11 protein-coding genes and 2 tRNA genes are annotated in these 16104 nt (G+C 69.7%); 8 read left to right on the forward strand and 5 right to left on the reverse strand.

From position 1 onward, the window contains the following. Nucleotides 1-63: 63 nt before the first annotated feature. A complete protein-coding gene (locus H6927_08050) occupies nucleotides 64-1032 on the forward strand; it encodes a hydroxyacid dehydrogenase (protein MCP5218056.1) in 969 nt (322 codons plus the stop codon). Nucleotides 1033-1040: 8 nt separating this feature from the next. On the opposite strand, the gene H6927_08055 is transcribed toward H6927_08050, so the two are convergent. Then, the gene (locus tag H6927_08055) at nucleotides 1041-4001 is read right to left on the reverse strand and encodes a valine--tRNA ligase (protein MCP5218057.1); all 2961 of its coding nucleotides are present in this window, start codon (nucleotides 3999-4001) and stop codon (nucleotides 1041-1043) included. A 407-nt stretch (nucleotides 4002-4408) separates the two neighbouring features. Between H6927_08055 and H6927_08060 the strand changes: the two genes are divergently transcribed. From H6927_08060 to rimO, 5 genes are all read left to right on the forward strand, one after another. Continuing rightward, a complete protein-coding gene (locus H6927_08060; GenBank protein MCP5218058.1) occupies nucleotides 4409-5527 on the forward strand; it encodes a YeeE/YedE family protein in 1119 nt (372 codons plus the stop codon). Continuing rightward, nucleotides 5503-6309, forward strand: coding sequence for a tRNA threonylcarbamoyladenosine dehydratase (locus tag H6927_08065; protein MCP5218059.1), 807 nt, complete (start codon nucleotides 5503-5505; stop codon nucleotides 6307-6309). Before H6927_08060 ends, H6927_08065 begins: the two co-directional genes overlap by 25 nt. Before the next feature lie 42 nt (nucleotides 6310-6351). Further along, nucleotides 6352-6427 (forward strand) — tRNA-Lys (locus H6927_08070). Nucleotides 6428-6590: 163 nt separating this feature from the next. After that, complete coding sequence (gene phaR / locus H6927_08075; protein ID MCP5218060.1) at nucleotides 6591-7139, forward strand: polyhydroxyalkanoate synthesis repressor PhaR; 549 nt, start codon at nucleotides 6591-6593, stop codon at nucleotides 7137-7139. A 51-nt stretch (nucleotides 7140-7190) separates the two neighbouring features. Next, nucleotides 7191-8615 (forward strand): 30S ribosomal protein S12 methylthiotransferase RimO, encoded by a 1425-nt coding sequence (gene rimO, locus H6927_08080; GenBank protein ID MCP5218061.1) that lies wholly within the window; start codon nucleotides 7191-7193, stop codon nucleotides 8613-8615. 88 nt (nucleotides 8616-8703) lie between these two features. Here rimO and H6927_08085 read toward each other — a convergent pair. Beyond that, nucleotides 8704-8788 (reverse strand) — tRNA-Leu (locus H6927_08085). Nucleotides 8789-8836: 48 nt separating this feature from the next. Between H6927_08085 and rnr the strand changes: the two genes are divergently transcribed. Beyond that, nucleotides 8837-11086 carry a ribonuclease R gene (rnr, locus tag H6927_08090; protein ID MCP5218062.1) on the forward strand — a complete coding sequence of 750 codons (2250 nt, stop codon included), beginning with the start codon at nucleotides 8837-8839 and terminating at the stop codon, nucleotides 11084-11086. Nucleotides 11087-11204: 118 nt separating this feature from the next. Next, nucleotides 11205-12482, forward strand: coding sequence for a 5-demethoxyubiquinol-8 5-hydroxylase UbiM (ubiM, locus tag H6927_08095; GenBank protein MCP5218063.1), 1278 nt, complete (start codon nucleotides 11205-11207; stop codon nucleotides 12480-12482). 102 nt (nucleotides 12483-12584) lie between these two features. Here ubiM and H6927_08100 read toward each other — a convergent pair whose 3' ends face one another. The 3 genes from H6927_08100 to H6927_08110 all read right to left on the reverse strand — a co-directional run bounded on the left by H6927_08100 (nucleotide 12585) and on the right by H6927_08110 (nucleotide 16054). Beyond that, entirely contained in the window at nucleotides 12585-13781 is a 1197-nt protein-coding gene (locus H6927_08100) for a hypothetical protein (GenBank protein MCP5218064.1), read from the reverse strand. A 321-nt stretch (nucleotides 13782-14102) separates the two neighbouring features. Beyond that, entirely contained in the window at nucleotides 14103-15608 is a 1506-nt protein-coding gene (locus H6927_08105) for a tripartite tricarboxylate transporter permease (GenBank protein ID MCP5218065.1), read from the reverse strand. After that, entirely contained in the window at nucleotides 15608-16054 is a 447-nt protein-coding gene (locus tag H6927_08110) for a tripartite tricarboxylate transporter TctB family protein (GenBank protein ID MCP5218066.1), read from the reverse strand. Before H6927_08110 ends, H6927_08105 begins: the two co-directional genes overlap by 1 nt. Nucleotides 16055-16104 lie beyond the last annotated feature (50 nt).

The following is a 16104-nucleotide window of genomic DNA, read 5'->3' on the forward strand; positions in this document are numbered from 1 at the left end:
CAGCGTCTTCGGGACTGGCCTGCGCGGCCGGCCCCCGGAGCAGGGAGAACAAGGGGAACAAGCGTGGAGATATTGCTGCTGGAGAACCTGGCTGCCGATGCCCGCCAATGGCTGGCGGCACGGCATCAGGTCGATTATCGGCCAGAGCTGGCGCTGGACGCCGCGGCGCTGCGCGCCCACCTGTACAAGACCGAGGCGCTGGTGGTGCCGCCCTGGCTGCGCGTGGGCGCTCCGCTGCTGGACTTCGCGCCGCGCCTGGTGGCGCTGGGGCGCATCCACGAGGGCGGCGACAACCTCGACTTCGAGGCCTGCCAGCGCCGCGGCATTCGCGTCATCCAGGCCATCAGCGCCACCGCGCGCGCGACGGCCGAGTTTCTGCTGACGGGCCTGCTGACGCTGTTTCGCTCGGGTGGCAACCTGAGCGTGGGCGGCAGCGCCGGCGTGCCGCAGTCGCCCGGACGCGAGATCAACGACAGCGTGATCGGCCTGTTCGGCATGTCGGCGCCGGCGCAGATGCTGGCGCCCATGCTGGTGGCGCTGGGCGCGCGCGTGCTGGGCTACGACCCGGCCCTGCACCGCAGCGCCGAGCTGTGGACGCGCCTGGGCGTGCAGCCGCTGTCGCTGGCCGAGATGCTGCAGGCGGCCGACGCGGTGTCGATGCAGACGGTGTACGCCTCGCGCTACCGCGGTCTGGTGGGCGAGCGCGTGCTGCAGTCGTGCAAGCCGGGGCAGCTGTGGGTCAGCGCCAGCCGTGCGGCGCTGTTCGACCTGGACGCGCTGGCGCAGGCGCTGCGCACGGGGCGCATGGCCGCCTGCTGGCTGGACAGCGACGACGAGGTGCTGGCGCAGCCCGGCCAGCCGTTGCAGGGGCTGCCCACGGTGCGCATCACGCCGCGCCTGGCGCCGCGCACGCACGAGTCCTACCTGCGCGGCAGCTGGTACCTGGCCGACCGCCTGCACCAGACGCTGGAGTTCAGCGCCCAGCACGGTGGCTGGCGCGGGCCGGAGTCCGCGCCGATGGCGCTCGGCTGATCGCCTTCTCAGCCCAGGCGTGCCAGCTGGGCCTGGATTTTCTCCAGCGCCGCGCCGAAGTCGGCCACGCGCTTTTGCTCCTGCTCGATCACCGCCGGCGGCGCCTTGGCGGTGAAGGCGGCGTTGCCCAGCTTGCCCTGGGCCTTGGCCAGCTCGCCCTGCAGGCGCGCGGCTTCCTTGGCCAGTCGGGCCTTCTCGGCCGCCACGTCCACCTGCATGAACAGGGCCAGGCGCGCGTCGCCCACCACGGCGGTGGGGGCGGCCTGGGCGGCGTCCGCCCACTCGGCCTCGCTGGCAAACACCTTCACCTCGGCCAGCTTGGCCAGGGCCTGCAGCGCGCCGGCGTGCTGCTCGATGAAGGCCGCGTCGCCCAGCGCGAACAGCGGCAGGCGCTGCGCGGGCGAGACGCCCATCTCGCCGCGCAGGTTGCGGCAGGCGTCGACCAGGGCCTTCAGGTGCGCCATCTGCGCCTCGGCGGCTTCGTCGATGTTGGCGGCCTGCGCTTCGGGGTAGGGCGCCACGGCGATGCTGGCGCCGCTCTTGCCCGCCACGGGCGCCACGGCCTGCCAAAGCGCCTCGGTCACGAAGGGGATGATGGGGTGGGCCAGGCGCAGGATGGCCTCCAGCACGCGCACCAGGGTGCGGCGCGTGGCGCGCTGCTGGGCGGGCGAGCCGGCCTGGATCTGCACCTTGGCGATCTCCAGATACCAGTCGCAGAACTCGTTCCACACGAAGTCATAGATCGTGCCCGCCACCGTGTCCAGCCGGTAGTCGGCAAAGCCCTTGGCGACCGCGGCCTCGGCCTTTTGCAGCAGGCTGACGATCCAGCGGTCGGCCGCGCTGCGCTCGACGGCGCTGTCGCCTTCCACCCCGCAGTCGTAGTCCTCGCAATTCATGAGCACGAAGCGCGAAGCGTTCCACAGCTTGTTGCAGAAGTTGCGGTAACCCTCGCAGCGCTTGCTGTCGAAGTTGACGGTGCGCCCCAGCGTGGCCATGGCGGCGAAGGTGAAGCGCAGCGCGTCGGCGCCGTAGCCGGGGATGCCGTCCGGGAATTCCTTCTTGGTGTTCTCGCGCACCTTGGGTGCCGTCTCGGGCTTGCGCAGGCCGGTGGTGCGCTTGTCCAGCAGGGGCTCCAGCGCGATGCCGTCGATCAGGTCCACCGGGTCGAGCACGTTGCCTTCGCTCTTGCTCATCTTCTTGCCATGCGCGTCCAGCACCAGGCCGTGGATGTACACGTCGCGGAACGGCACCTGGCCGGTGAAGTGCGTGGTCATCATGATCATCCGGGCGACCCAGAAGAAGATGATGTCGTGGCCGGTGACCAGCACGCTGCTGGGCAGGTAGAGCGCGAGGTCTTCGGTTTTTTCTGGCCAGCCCAAGGTGGAGAAGGGCACCAAGGCCGAGGAATACCAGGTGTCCAGTACGTCCTCGTCGCGGGTCAGCGTGCCGGTGTAGCCGGCTTTTTCGGCCCTGGCCCGGGCCTCGTCTTCGCTGCGTGCTACAAAAACAGAACCATCGCTGCCGTACCACGCCGGGATCTGGTGGCCCCACCACAGCTGGCGCGAGATGCACCAGTCCTGGATGTTGTTCATCCACTGGTTGTAGGTGTTGACCCACTGCTCGGGCACGAAGCGCACCTGGCCCGACTGCACGGCGTCGATGGCTTTTTGCGCGATGCTTTTGCCGGTTTCATCCGCCTTGCTCATGGCGACAAACCATTGGTCCGTGAGCATGGGCTCGATGATCTGGCCGGTGCGGGCGCAGCGCGGCACCATCAGCTTGTGCTTCTTGGTCTCCACCAGCAGGCCCTGCGCCTGCAGGTCGGCCACGATGGCCTTGCGGGCGGCAAAGCGATCTAACCCACGATAGGATTCGGGAATCCTATTTTGGCCGCGAAAATTAGCATTATCTAAAGCACCGAAAAATCTTGTTTCTCCGGCTGATATCTTGCGGCGTAACTCCTGTCGATCCGCTGCGTGCTCGCCGATGGGGTGCGACACGATACTTCCGTCAAGATCTATTACGGTGATCATCGGCAGCCCGTGGCGCTGGCCCACGGCGTAGTCGTTGGCGTCGTGCGCGGGCGTGACCTTGACCACGCCGGTGCCGAAGTCCTTGTCCACGTAGTCGTCGGCAATCACCGGGATGGCGCGGCCCACCAGCGGCAGCGTGACCTGCTGGCCGATGAAGCGCCGGTAGCGCTCGTCCTCGGGGTGCACCATCAGCGCCACGTCGCCCAGCATGGTCTCGGGGCGGGTGGTGGCCACCACCAGCTTCTCGCCGCTGCCGTCCGCCAGGGGGTAGGCGATGTGCCACAGAAAACCGTCTTCCTCGGTGCTTTCCACCTCCAGGTCGCTCACGGCGCTTTTCAGCTCGGGGTCCCAGTTGACCAGGCGCTTGCCGCGGTAGATCAGGCCCTGCTCGTGCAGGGTGACGAAGGTCTCGGTGACCACCCTGGACAGCCTGTCGTCCATGGTGAAGTACTCGCGGCTCCAGTCCACGCTGTCGCCCATGCGGCGCATCTGCTGCGTGATGGTGGCGCCCGACGTTGCTTTCCACTCCCACACGCGGGCGACGAAGTTCTTGCGGCCCAGCTCGTGCCGGCTCTGGCCCTGGGCCTGCAGCTGGCGCTCGACCACGATCTGCGTGGCGATGCCGGCGTGGTCGGTGCCCGGAATCCACGCCGTGTTGAAGCCGCGCATACGGTGGTAGCGCGTCAGGCTGTCCATGATCGTCTGGTTGAACGCATGGCCCATGTGCAGCGTGCCGGTGACGTTGGGCGGCGGCAGTTGCACGGCAAAGTTGTGGCCGGCGGCCGCGGCTTCGGCGTTGGCCTGGCCGGTGCCGCGCCAGCCCGCGCGCCCCAGTCCGGCCTGCTCCCATGCGGGGCCCCAGTGCGCTTCGACGGTGGCCGGGTCAAAGGATTTGGACAGCGCCGCCAGGCGCGCTTGGGTGGGTTGGTCAGGCATGGTGGGGTCGGGGGGTGTCGCCGGCGGGCGCAGGGGCCGGGCGAGCGGTCGGCAAAAGCACTGATTTTAGCGGCCGGCCCGCGGCGCGGCGCCGGTGCGGGTTGGGCACGGATTCAAGCCAAAACGGGCTCTTGCGCAGGTCAATCAAGCGCGAGCAGCTATCAAAACGATACTTTCGGCGAAGACCTTCCAGCGTCGGGCGGGACTGCAGCGGGGCGGGCAAGTCCCCAGGGCGACGCTGAACAAGCCCCATGCGCGTCGCGCATCCCTGATTGGGGCGGTCTGCGGCGTTGCCAATGCTCGCGATAGCTCCGGCTATCGCTGCGCTTTGCGCCTTGCATCCCATCCCCAATCAGGGCGCGCACCAGCGCAGGGACTTATTCAGCGTCGCCCTAGAATCGCGCCCCATGCCGCTGGAATCCGATGTCGCCGTCCTGACCCGTGCCGTCCTGGTGGCCACCTTCGTGCTGTCGGCCGTGTTCGGCGCCATCGTGCACCGCACCGGCTTTTGCACCATGGGCGCGGTGGCGGACGTGGTGAGCATGGGCGAGTGGACGCGCATGCGCCAGTGGGCGCTGGCCGCGGGCGTGGCGGTGCTGGGTTTCGCGCTGCTGGGTGCGGGCGGCTGGATTCGCCCGTCCGATTCGGTGTACGCCGACACCCGCTGGATGTGGCTGTCCTCGGTGGTGGGCGGCGCTCTGTTCGGGGTGGGCATGGTGCTGTCCTCGGGCTGCGGCAGCAAGAACCTGGTGCGCATGGGCGCGGGCAACCTGAAGGCGCTGGTGGTGTTCGTCGTCATGGCCCTGTCGGCCTACGTCACGCTGCGCGGCCTGACGGCGGTGTGGCGCGACGCCACGGTCGACCGGGTGTACGTGGCCTTTTCGGGGCCCGCCACGCTGGGCCATCTGTCGGCGCACTACCTGGGCTGGTCGCATGCGGCCGCCCTGCTGGTGCCGGCGGTGGCGGTGGGCGGCGCGCTGCTGGTCTGGGCCTGCATGGGGCGCGACTTCCTGCGCACCGACAACCTGCTGGCCGGCATCGGCATCGGCGCGGTCATCGTCGGCATGTGGTGGGTCAGCGGCGCGCTGGGCTACGTGGCCGAGCACCCGCAGACGCTGGAGGCCACCTACCTGGGCTCGCGCACCGGCCGCATGGAGGCGCTGACCTTCACCGCGCCGCTGGCCTGGGCCATCGACTGGCTGATGTTCTACAGCGACAGCAACCGCCACCTGAGCATCGCCGCCGTGTCGGTGGCCGGCGTGGTGGCGGGCGGCTTTTTGCACGCGGTGGCCACGCGGCGCTTTCGCTGGGAGGGCTTTCGCACCACCGAGGACCTGGCCACGCACCTGATCGGCGCCGTGCTGATGGGCGTGGGCGGCGTCACCGCGCTGGGCTGCACCATCGGCCAGGGCCTGAGCGGGGTGTCCAACCTCAGCCTGACCAGCTTCAGCGCGGTGGCCAGCATCATCGGCGGGGCGGTGCTGGCGCTCAAGCTGCAGACGTGGCGGCTGGAGCGCGCGCCGTGACCGAGGCGTTCGACGCCGACAGCGAGCGCCGCTTCGGCGGCCTGGCGCGCCTGTACGGCGCCGCCGGCGCGGCGCGCATCCGCGCCGCGCACGTGGCGGTGGTGGGCATCGGCGGCGTGGGCTCGTGGGCGGCCGAGGCGCTGGCGCGCAGCGGCGTGGCGCAGCTGACGCTGATCGACATGGACCACGTGGCCGAGTCCAACGTCAACCGGCAGGTGCACGCGCTCACCGGCACCCTGGGCCAGGCCAAGGTCACGGCCATGCGCGAGCGCATCGCGCAGATCCATCCCCAGTGCCGGGTGCACGAGGTCGATGCCTTCGTCGAGCCCGACAACTGGCCGCAGCTGCTGCCGCAGCCGGTGGACGCGCTGATCGACGCCTGCGACCAGGCGCGCGCCAAGCTGGCCCTGGTGAGCTGGGCGCGTGCCAGCGTGACGCTCTTCGTCACCGTCGGCGCGGCGGGCGGCAAGCGCCACGGCGAGCGCGTGGAGATCGCCGACATCGCCGCGGTCACGCACGACCCGCTGATCGCCCAGCTGCGTTACCGCCTGCGCCGCGAGGGGCTGCGCCCGGCGCCCGGCAAGCCGTTCGGCGTCACGGCCGTGTTCAGCCGCGAAAGCGTCGCCCCGCCCGATCGGTGCGACGTGCCGGCCGCGGTGGACGGCTCGCTCAATTGCCACGGCTACGGCTCCAGCGTGACGGTGACGGCTCCGTTCGGCCTGTGCGCGGCGGGCTGGGTCCTGGATCGCCTGGCGCAGGGTAGGCCGTCGGTTGCGCTATAATTTTGGGCTTGCCCGCGCACGGATGATGCGCTGGGCACAGGAGGGTCGTTAGCTCAGTTGGTAGAGCAGCGGACTTTTAATCCGTTGGTCGCGTGTTCGAGTCACGCACGACCCACCAACGTCGCTCCATCCGCTCGATGGGGCCGCGCGCGGGACGGCCAGGAGGCGCCGTCCGGGATACGCCGTTCAGTTGCCCTCGGCCTTGCCGCCCATGCGAAGGATGGGGCGTCGGCCCGCCCAGAATTTCCTTCGCCCCAGACGCCTGAAGGATGCGCCCGAGCATGAGTCGTTCCACCCCCGATACCGCCGCGCCGGCCGCGGCCCCGTCCAAGAACCGGGTCATCAAGAAGTACCCCAACCGCCGCCTGTACGACACCAGCGCCTCGTCCTACATCACGCTGGCGCAGGTGCGGCAGCTGGTGATGGAGCGCGATTCGTTCGTGGTGCTGGACGCCAAGTCGGGCCAGGACCTGACGCGCAGCATCCTGCTGCAGATCATCCTGGAGGAGGAGGCCGCCGGCGCGCCCATGTTCACCGAGCCCATGCTGGCCGAGATCATCCGCTTCTACGGTCACGCCATGCAGGGCTTCATGGGCTCGTACCTGGAGAAGAACATCCAGGCGCTGGCCGAGATCCAGACCAGGCTGGCCGAGCAGTCGCAGAGCCTGACGCCCGAGATGTGGACCCAGTTCATGAACCTGCAGTCGCCGCTGATGCAGAGCGTGATGGGCAGCTACCTGGAGCAGTCCAAGGCCGCCTTCCTGCAGATGCAGGAGCAGATGACCCGGCAGGCCGACCAGCTGCTGGGTGCCTTCGGCATCCGGCGCTGAGGCCGGCGCCGTTCAGGACGAACCCGTGCCTGGACAACATCGATTGAAACCATGAGTGAAACCATTGCAGCGCCCGCCCCGCGCATCGGCTTTGTCAGCCTGGGGTGCCCCAAGAACCTGACCGATTCCGAGCTGATCCTGACGCAGCTGAGCGCCGAGGGCTACCAGACCAGCAAGACCTTCGAGGGGGCCGACCTGGTGGTGGTCAACACCTGCGGCTTCATCGACGAGGCGGTCAAGGAAAGCCTGGACACCATTGGCGAGGCGCTGGCGGTCAACGGCAAGGTCATCGTGACCGGCTGCCTGGGTGCAAAAAAGATAGCTGGTCGCGCAGATGGTACGCCGGCTGCAGGCCAGGATGAGCCCGAAACCCTGGTCAAGCACCTGCACCCGGCGGTGCTGGCCGTGACCGGCCCGCACGCCACGCAGGACGTGATGGACGCCGTACACCGGCACCTGCCCAAGCCGCACGACCCCTTCCTGGACCTGGTGCCGGGCGCGTTCGGCGCGGCGGGCCTGAAGCTCACGCCGCGCCACTACGCCTACCTGAAGATCAGCGAGGGCTGCAACCACCGCTGCACCTTCTGCATCATCCCGTCCATGCGCGGCGACCTGGTCAGCCGCCCGATCGGCGACGTGCTGAAGGAGGCCAAAGCGCTGTTCGAGGGCGGCGTCAAGGAGCTGCTCGTCATCAGCCAGGACACCTCGGCCTACGGCGTCGACGTGAAGTACCGCACCGGCTTCTGGGACGGGCGCCCGGTCAAGACGCGCCTGCTGGAGCTGGTGCAGGCGCTGAGCGAGCTGGCCGCGCCGCATGGCGCCTGGGTGCGCCTGCACTACGTGTACCCGTACCCCAGCGTGGACGAGATCGTGCCGCTGATGGCCGAGGGCCGGGTGCTGCCCTATCTGGACGTGCCGTTCCAGCACAGCCACCCCGAGGTGCTGCGCCGCATGAAGCGCCCGGCCAGCGGCGAGAAGAACCTGGAGCGCATTGAGCGCTGGCGTGCGCTGTGCCCCGACATCGTGATCCGCTCGACCTTCATCGCCGGCTTTCCGGGCGAGACCGAGGCCGAGTTCGAGGACCTGCTGGACTTCATGCGCGCCGCGCGCATCGACCGCGCGGGCTGCTTTGCCTATTCGCCGGTCGAGGGCGCGGCGGCCAACGCGCTGGAAGGCCAACTGCCCGCCGAGCTGCGCGAGGAGCGCCGCGCGCGCTTCATGGCCGTGGCCGAGCAGGTGTCGATGGAGAAATTGCGCGAGCGCGTGGGCGCGACCATGCAGGTGCTGGTGGATTCGGCCCCCGCGCTGGGCCGCCGCGGCGGGGTGGGGCGCAGCTACGCCGACGCGCCCGAGATCGACGGTGTGGTGCAGCTGCTGCCGCCCGAGAAGGCCAGCAAGACGCTGAAGGTGGGCACCTTCACCCGCGCGCGCATCGTCGGCACGCAGGGCCATGACTTGATTGCCCAACCCGTTTGATGATGACCAAGCAAGAAAAAAGCCACCCGAAGGTGGCTTTTGCGTGGCAGCGAGTCTGGTATGTTCCAGCCCGTTGCTTTTTTATTGTTGGTGCCCAGGAGAGGACTCGAACCTCCACGGAGTTACCCGCTAGTACCTGAAACTAGTGCGTCTACCAATTCCGCCACCTGGGCATCAGGAAACAAGGATTCTATATCAAAAATCTAGCCCCCCAAAAAAATATTCCGGACGAAATCGAAGGTGTCGTTTCCGGGCATCGCGACGGCCATGGTTTCGTGCTGCGCGACGACGGTGAGCCGGACATCTACCTGCCGCCCAACGAGATGCGGGCGGTGCTGCACCGCGACCGCGTGAGCGTGCGCGTGGTGCGCCTGGACCGGCGCGGCCGCCCCGAGGGGCGCGTGCTCGAGATCATCGAGCGCCCGCCGCAGCCCATCATCGGCCGCCTGCTGCACGAAGGCGGCCTGTGGCTGGTGGCGCCCGAGGACAAGCGCTTCGGCCAGGACGTGATGATTCCCAAGGGCGCCATCGGCACCGCCCGGGCCGGGCAGGTGGTCGTCGTCGAGCTGACCGAGCCGCCAGCGCTGTACGGCCAGCCGGTCGGCCGCGTGAAGGAGGTGCTGGGCGAGGTGGACGACCCGGGCATGGAGATCGAGATCGCGGTGCGCAAGTACGGCGTGCCGCACGAGTTTTCCGACGCCTGCATGGCCGAGGCGCGTGCCCTGCCCGACGCGGTGCGTGCCAAGGACCGCGCCGGCCGGGTCGATTTGACCGACGTGCCCCTGGTCACCATCGACGGCGAGGACGCACGCGACTTCGACGACGCGGTGTATGCCGAGCCGGCGGTGGTGACGGGCCGCGGCAAGAAGCCCAACGGCTGGCGGCTGCTGGTGGCCATTGCCGACGTCAGCCATTACGTGACGACGGGCAGCGCGATCGACATCGACGCCTACGACCGCGCCACCAGCGTGTACTTTCCGCGCCGCGTGATCCCCATGCTGCCCGAGAAGCTCAGCAACGGCCTGTGCTCGCTCAACCCCCAGGTGGAGCGCCTGTGCATGGTGTGCGACATGCTCGTCACCGCGCAGGGCGAGGTGCATGCCTACCAGCTGTACCCGGCGGTGATGAACAGCCACGCGCGCCTGACCTACACCGAGGTGGCGGCCATCCTGGCCAACACGCGCGGGCCCGAGGCCACGCAGCGGCGCGCGCGCGTGCCCGACCTGCTGCACCTGCACGAGGTGTACCGCGCCCTGCTGGGCGCGCGGCAGCGGCGCGGCGCGGTCGACTTCGACACGGTCGAGACGCAGATCGTGTGCGACGAGGCCGGCCACATCGAGAAGATCGTGCCGCGCACGCGCAACGACGCGCACCGCCTGATCGAGGAGTGCATGCTGGCGGCCAACGTGTGCAGCGCCGACTTCATCGGCCTGGGCAAGCACGTGGGCCTGTACCGCGTGCACGAGGGGCCCACGCCCGAGAAGGTGGAGCTGCTGCGCGCCTACCTGAAGGCGCTGGGCGTGGGCCTGTCGGTCAGCGACGAGCCGCGCCCCGAGGAGTTCCAGCGCATCGCCGAGGCCACCCAGGAGCGCCCCGACGCCGAGCAGATCCACATGATGCTGCTGCGCTCCATGAGCCAGGCCATCTACACGCCCGTCAACAGCGGTCACTTCGGCCTGGCCTTCGAGGCCTACACGCACTTCACCAGCCCCATCCGGCGCTACCCCGACCTGCTGGTGCACCGTGTGATCAAGGCCATCCTGGGCGGGCGCAAGTACCAGCTGCCCGCGCTGCCCACGCCCGGCGAGGCGCACGACAAGCTGCGCAAGCGCTTGCAAAAGGATAGCGTTTCGCGCAAGCGCGGCAAGCTCGAGCGCCGTGCGGAGCCCAGCCCCGACCTGCAGGACTGGGAGGCCGCCGGCCTGCACTGCAGCGCCAACGAGCGGCGCGCCGACGAGGCCAGCCGCGACGTGGAGGCCTGGCTCAAGTGCAAGTACATGCGCGAGCACCTGGGCGAGGAATACGCCGGCGCCGTCAGCGCCGTCACCAGCTTCGGCCTGTTCGTCACGCTGACCGAGCTGCACGTCGAGGGCCTGGTGCACATCACCGAGCTGGGCGGCGAGTACTTCCGCTACGACGAGGTGCGCCAGGAGCTGCGCGGCGAGCGCACCGGCATCCGCTACGGCATGGGCACGCGCGTGCGGGTGCAGGTCAGCCGGGTCGACCTGGACGCGCGCAAGATCGACTTTCGCCTGGTGCAGGAGGAAGGCGCCCCGCGCGACAAGGCCGGCAGCGAGGGAGGCGCGGGCAAGGCGCCGTCCAAGCCGCCCAAGGGGCGCGCGCGGCGGGAAGCGCGCGAGGGCTTGGCTCCCGCCACCGAGCGCCGCTCGCCCATGCAGGTGCTGACGGCGGCCGTCAAGAAGGCTGCCGCAAAGGCCAAGGCGCGCAAGGGCGGCAAGCCCCGGCGCTGACCAGGCGCCGCAAGGGGCGACGGTGCGCGGCCCCTTGCCCGGGCCTTGATCCAGGGCAAGGGCGGCTCGAGGGGCGGCAGGGACAATGGGGCGCAGTCCTCGCCCGCCTTCGCCTGCCATGTCCCCTGCTGCTTCTTCGTCCGCCACGCCCGCTGGCACCACCGACGTGCTGATCGTGGGCGGCGGCCCCGCCGGCCTGTCGCTGGCCATCGCCCTGGCGCAGGCCGGCCTGCAGGCGACGGTGCTGGAGCAGCAGGGCGCCGCGGCGCTGGCCGACCCCGCGCCCGACGGGCGCGAGATCGCGCTGACCCACCCCAGCGTGGCCACGCTGCAGCGGTTGGGCAGCTGGCAGCGCCTGGCGCCGCACGAGATCGGCCTGCTGCGCCAGGCCCAGGTGCACGACGGGCCGGTGGGCCAGCGCGAGGGCATGGCGCTGAACGCGCAGGGCACCGGCTGCGACAACCTGGGCTGGATCGTGCCCAACCACGCGCTGCGCCGCACAGCCTGGGCGGTGGCGGCCGCTACGGCGGGCGTGCGCCTGATCACCGGCGTGAAAGTCACGCGCGTGTCGACCACGCCCGCTCGCGCCGAACTGGAGTACGTCGACGCCGCCACGCCCGACGCCACACCCCAGCGCTTGCAGGCGCCGCTGCTGGTGGCCGCCGACAGCCGCTTTTCGGCCACGCGGCGCCAGCTGGGCATCGGTGCCTCGATGCACGACTTCGGCCGCACCGTCATCGTCTGCCGCCTGCGGCACGAGCGCGCGCACGATGGCATCGCGCACGAGTGCTTCGGCTACGAGCGCACCCTGGCCATCCTGCCGCTGCCCGACGACACGGACAGCGGCGCCCCGATGTGCTCGGCGGTGGTCACGGCGCGCAGCGAGCAGGTGCAGGCGCTGTTGGCGCTGTCGCCCGAGGACTTTGCCGCGTGCGTGCAGGAACAGTTCAACCATCGCCTGGGCCGCATGCAGCTGGTGGGCCAGCGCCACGCCTACCCGCTGGTGGCCGTGATGGCCGATCGCTTCGCCGCCGCGCGCTGCGCCCTGGTGGGCGATGCCGCCGTGGGCATGCACCCGGTGACGGCGCACGGCTACAACCTGGGCCTGGCCGGCGTGGCCCGGCTGGCGCAGGCGCTGGGCGAGGCGCGTGCGCGCGGCGCCGACCTGGGCGACGCGGCCGTGCTGCAGGCCTATGCCCGCGCCCACCATCGCCACGCCTGGCCGCTGTACCGCGGCACCAACGCCATCGTCGGCCTGTACACCGACGAACGCGCCCTGCCGCGGCTGCTGCGCCGCGCCGTGCTGGCGGGCTCCAGCCACCTGCCGCCGCTCAAGGCCCTGATCGTCAGCCAGCTCACCGGCCGGCGGCCGGCCTGGCCGCGCGCCGCCGGCTGAAACGGCCCGTGGCCTTGTCCAGAAGAAAAACGGCGCCTTCGCAGGCGCCGAGGTCTCGTCATCGGTGGGCCCAGGTGGGCCCGCCATCGCGCCGAGGCTTGCTCAGTGCATGGGCCTGCGGCGGCGCAGGAAGCCCAGGACCACGATGCCGGCCGAGCTCAGCAGCAGGGCGCCCATGCCCAGAGTGGGCACCGGGGTGGGCGAGCTGGGCGGCGCGACGTAGGTGCAGTCCAGGTCGGTCGTGGCGGGAGTGTCCATCTGCCCCACCAGGGTGCTGAACTGGCTGGGCGGCGTGATGGTGTTGGTGACCTTGGGGCTGTCCTTGCAGGCCTGGTAGCCAGCGGTCGTCGAAGGCCACTGCACCACGGCGGTGATGGCGCAGCCGTCGTTGGGCAGGGTGGCGTCGCTCAGCGTGATGGTGCTGCTGCCGGCCACGGCCGTGAGCGTGCCGCCGGTGCAGGTGTGGCTGGCGCTGACCAGGGTGAGGGGGGCGGGGAGCATGTCCATCAACTGCACGCCGGGTACGGCCCCGGCCACGCCGGCGGGGCCGGCCGGATCGTTGCCCACGGCCCCAATGGCCTGGCCGAAGCCGGGACCCTTGAGTGTGATGGTGAGCGTGCTCTGTTCGCCCGGCTTCACGTTGGCGGGAGCGAAGGCCTTGCTGACGCTGGGGGCGTCCGCCACGAGGACGGTGCCGAAGATGGAGTCGCCACCGTTGGTGTAGTTGATGGCGTAGAAGTACACCTTGCGCACCGTGGGCGGCAGGTCGATGTACAAACCATTGCTCTGGATGTTCTGGTTGAAGTAGCCCGGTGTGGTGACCTGCAGCCAAGGACTGCTCCAACTGACGGCCGGCGTCTGCCAGTATGCGCCGCTACCAGTCGGATAATTGGTTCGTGGGAACTGTGCGGTATCGCCCAGGTTACAGACGACCAGTGGCCCACTTGGGTTGGCCGGATCCAGGCATTCGGCCGAAATCCACTGGTACGACGAGGTGCGCTGATCATTCACGGCCAGCCGATAGGGAACGGCCGAGCTGGCGGGGTCGATGGTCAATTGCGTGCCCTGCCCACTCATGCCCGAGTTACCCAGACCATAGGACACCACTGCGGGAAACGTCAAGCCCGTTCCAGCACGCAGCTGATCGATGGTCATGGAGCCATCGGTGCTGGTGAAGGTGACGTTGGTCGCCGGCGCGGCCGGTACGGTTTGGCCCGCGAAATTGATGATGCGCGGGTTGTCCAGGCCGTGTGCCGGCAAGACAGCACAGCCCAGTGCCATGGCAAGCAGGGCTGCCATGCTTCGATGCGCCGGAAAAAATGGTTTCATGCTCCCTCCCAGTGGATTGGTTTTGGGTAGGCCAACAGAATGCCAAGCCGGCAAAATTATCGACGCTGGTGGCGTGGGCGGCCAAGGGGGTTGGCCGTTGGCGCGCACGGTTAAGCCCGGTGCCGTGTCTTTTTGTGCAGCCATGTTGCCGTACATCAACGGCGGACCTGTGGCCAGCCGCCGGAGTGCCGTGCCTAGGCCATTCGGACGGCCTGGCCGGGCGTGGCGAGCCGATTTGAGCGGCAAAAAACGGCGCCCGAAGGCGCCGCGGTGGCGGTGACGGGCCCCGGCTCAGGCCGCCTGCGCCGCCAGGCGCCGACGGCGCAGGCGCAGCAGTGGCGGCACCACCACCATCAGCACGGCGATCAGCCACAGGCCCTTGGAGATCGGGCTTTCGAGCAGGATGCCCAGCTCGCCGTTGGTGATGGACAGCGCGCGGCGCAGGTTCTGCTCCATCATCTCGCCCAGCACGAAGCCCAGGATCAGCGGCGCCATCGGCACGCCCTGCTTGCGCAGCAGGTAGCCGACCACGCCGAACACCGCCATCAGCGTCAGGTCGAACGTGGTGGCGTGCACCGAATACACCCCCACCGTGCTCACCGCCAGGATGCCCGGCACCAGCAGCCAGTTGGGTGTGCGCAGCATGCTGGAGAACACGCCCACCAGCGGGATGTTCATGACCAGCAGCAGCACGTTGGCGACGAACATCGAGGCGATCAGGCCCCACACCAGGTTGGGGTTCTGCGTGAACAGCGCCGGCCCCGGCGTGATGTTGTAGAGGGCCAGCGCGCCCATCATCACCGCCGTGGTGCCCGAGCCGGGCACGCCCAGCGTCAGCATCGGCACGAACGAGCCGCCGGCCGAGGCGTTGTTGGCCGCCTCGGGCGCGGCCACGCCGCGGATGTCGCCCTTGCCGAAGGTGCCGCTGGCGCCGGCGATGTTCTTTTCCATCGTGTAGGTCATGGCGCTGGCGATGGTGGCGCCGGCGCCGGGCAGCACGCCGACGACGAAGCCCACCACCGACGAGCGCACCGTGCCCCACCAGGTGTGGGCCAGCTCCCTGAGGTTGAACATGGAGCGGCCGGTCGACTTGATCATGCCGCTGCTCTGGAAGTGCTGCTCCAGCATCAGCAGGACCTCGCTGACCGAGAACAGGCCGATCACGACGACGATGAACTGGATGCCGTCGGACAGGTGCACGTTGTCGGCCGTGAAGCGGTACACGCCCGAGTTGGAGTCCAGCCCCACCGTGGCCAGCGCCAGGCCGATGACGGCGGCCAGCGCGGCCTTCATCGGCGCGTCGCCCATCAGGCCGGTGATGCAGGCGAAGGCAAACACCATCAGCGCGAAGTATTCGGCCGGGCCGAAGGCCAGGGCCCAGCGGGCCAGCAGGGGCGCGAACAGCACGAAGCCGGTGGTGGCCACCATGCCGCCGATGAACGAGGACCAGGCCGAGATGGACAGCGCCACGCCGGCCTGGCCGGCCTTGGCCATGGGGTAGCCGTCCAGCGTGGTCATGATGGCGCCCGCGTCGCCGGGCACGTTCAGCAGGATGGCCGAGATGCGGCCGCCGAACTCGCAGCCCATGTAGACGGCCGCCAGCAGGATCAGCGCGGTCTCCGGCGGCAGCTTGAGCGCGAAGGCGATCGGCATCAGGATGGCGACGCCGTTGATCGGCCCCAGGCCCGGCAGCATGCCGACGATGGTGCCGATCAGCGCGCCCAGCGCGGCCACCACCAGGTTGGTCACGGTCAGCGCGACGCCGAAGCCGTTGAGCAGGTATTGCAGGGTATCCATCAGCGGCCTCCGAGCAGGAAGGACAACAGACCAGTCGGCAGGACCACGTCGAGCGCCTTGTCGAACAGGAAGAACCCCACCAGGCCCAGGCCCAGGCCGCCGCCGAGCGACTGCAGCAGGCTGCCGCCGAAGGCCATGCCCACCGGCACCGCCATCACGAGGGTGGCCAGCGTGAAACCCAGCCACTGGAACAGCAGCACGTACGCGAACACCGCGGCGATCGCCAGCGACAGCGCCTTCAGCGGCACCGTGTGCAGCCAGCGGCCGTGGGCGCCGGGGCGCACCAGCAGCCAGGCGCCGCCGATGGCCAGCAGCGCCGCCAGCAGCATGGGAAAGGCGCGCGGTCCCACGGGTTCGTAGGAGATGGGCGCGGCGTAGTCCTTGGCCGCCCAGGCCATGGCGGCGCCCGCCGCGAGGCAGGCGGCGCCGAGAATGCGGTCACTCATGTCGGGTCTCCGGATGGGGCGGCCGCGGGCAGCGGCCGCCGTCGGGGCGT

This window comes from Burkholderiaceae bacterium (assembly GCA_024235995.1).
In the GTDB taxonomy this organism is placed as follows: Bacteria; Pseudomonadota; Gammaproteobacteria; order Burkholderiales; family Burkholderiaceae_C; genus Ottowia.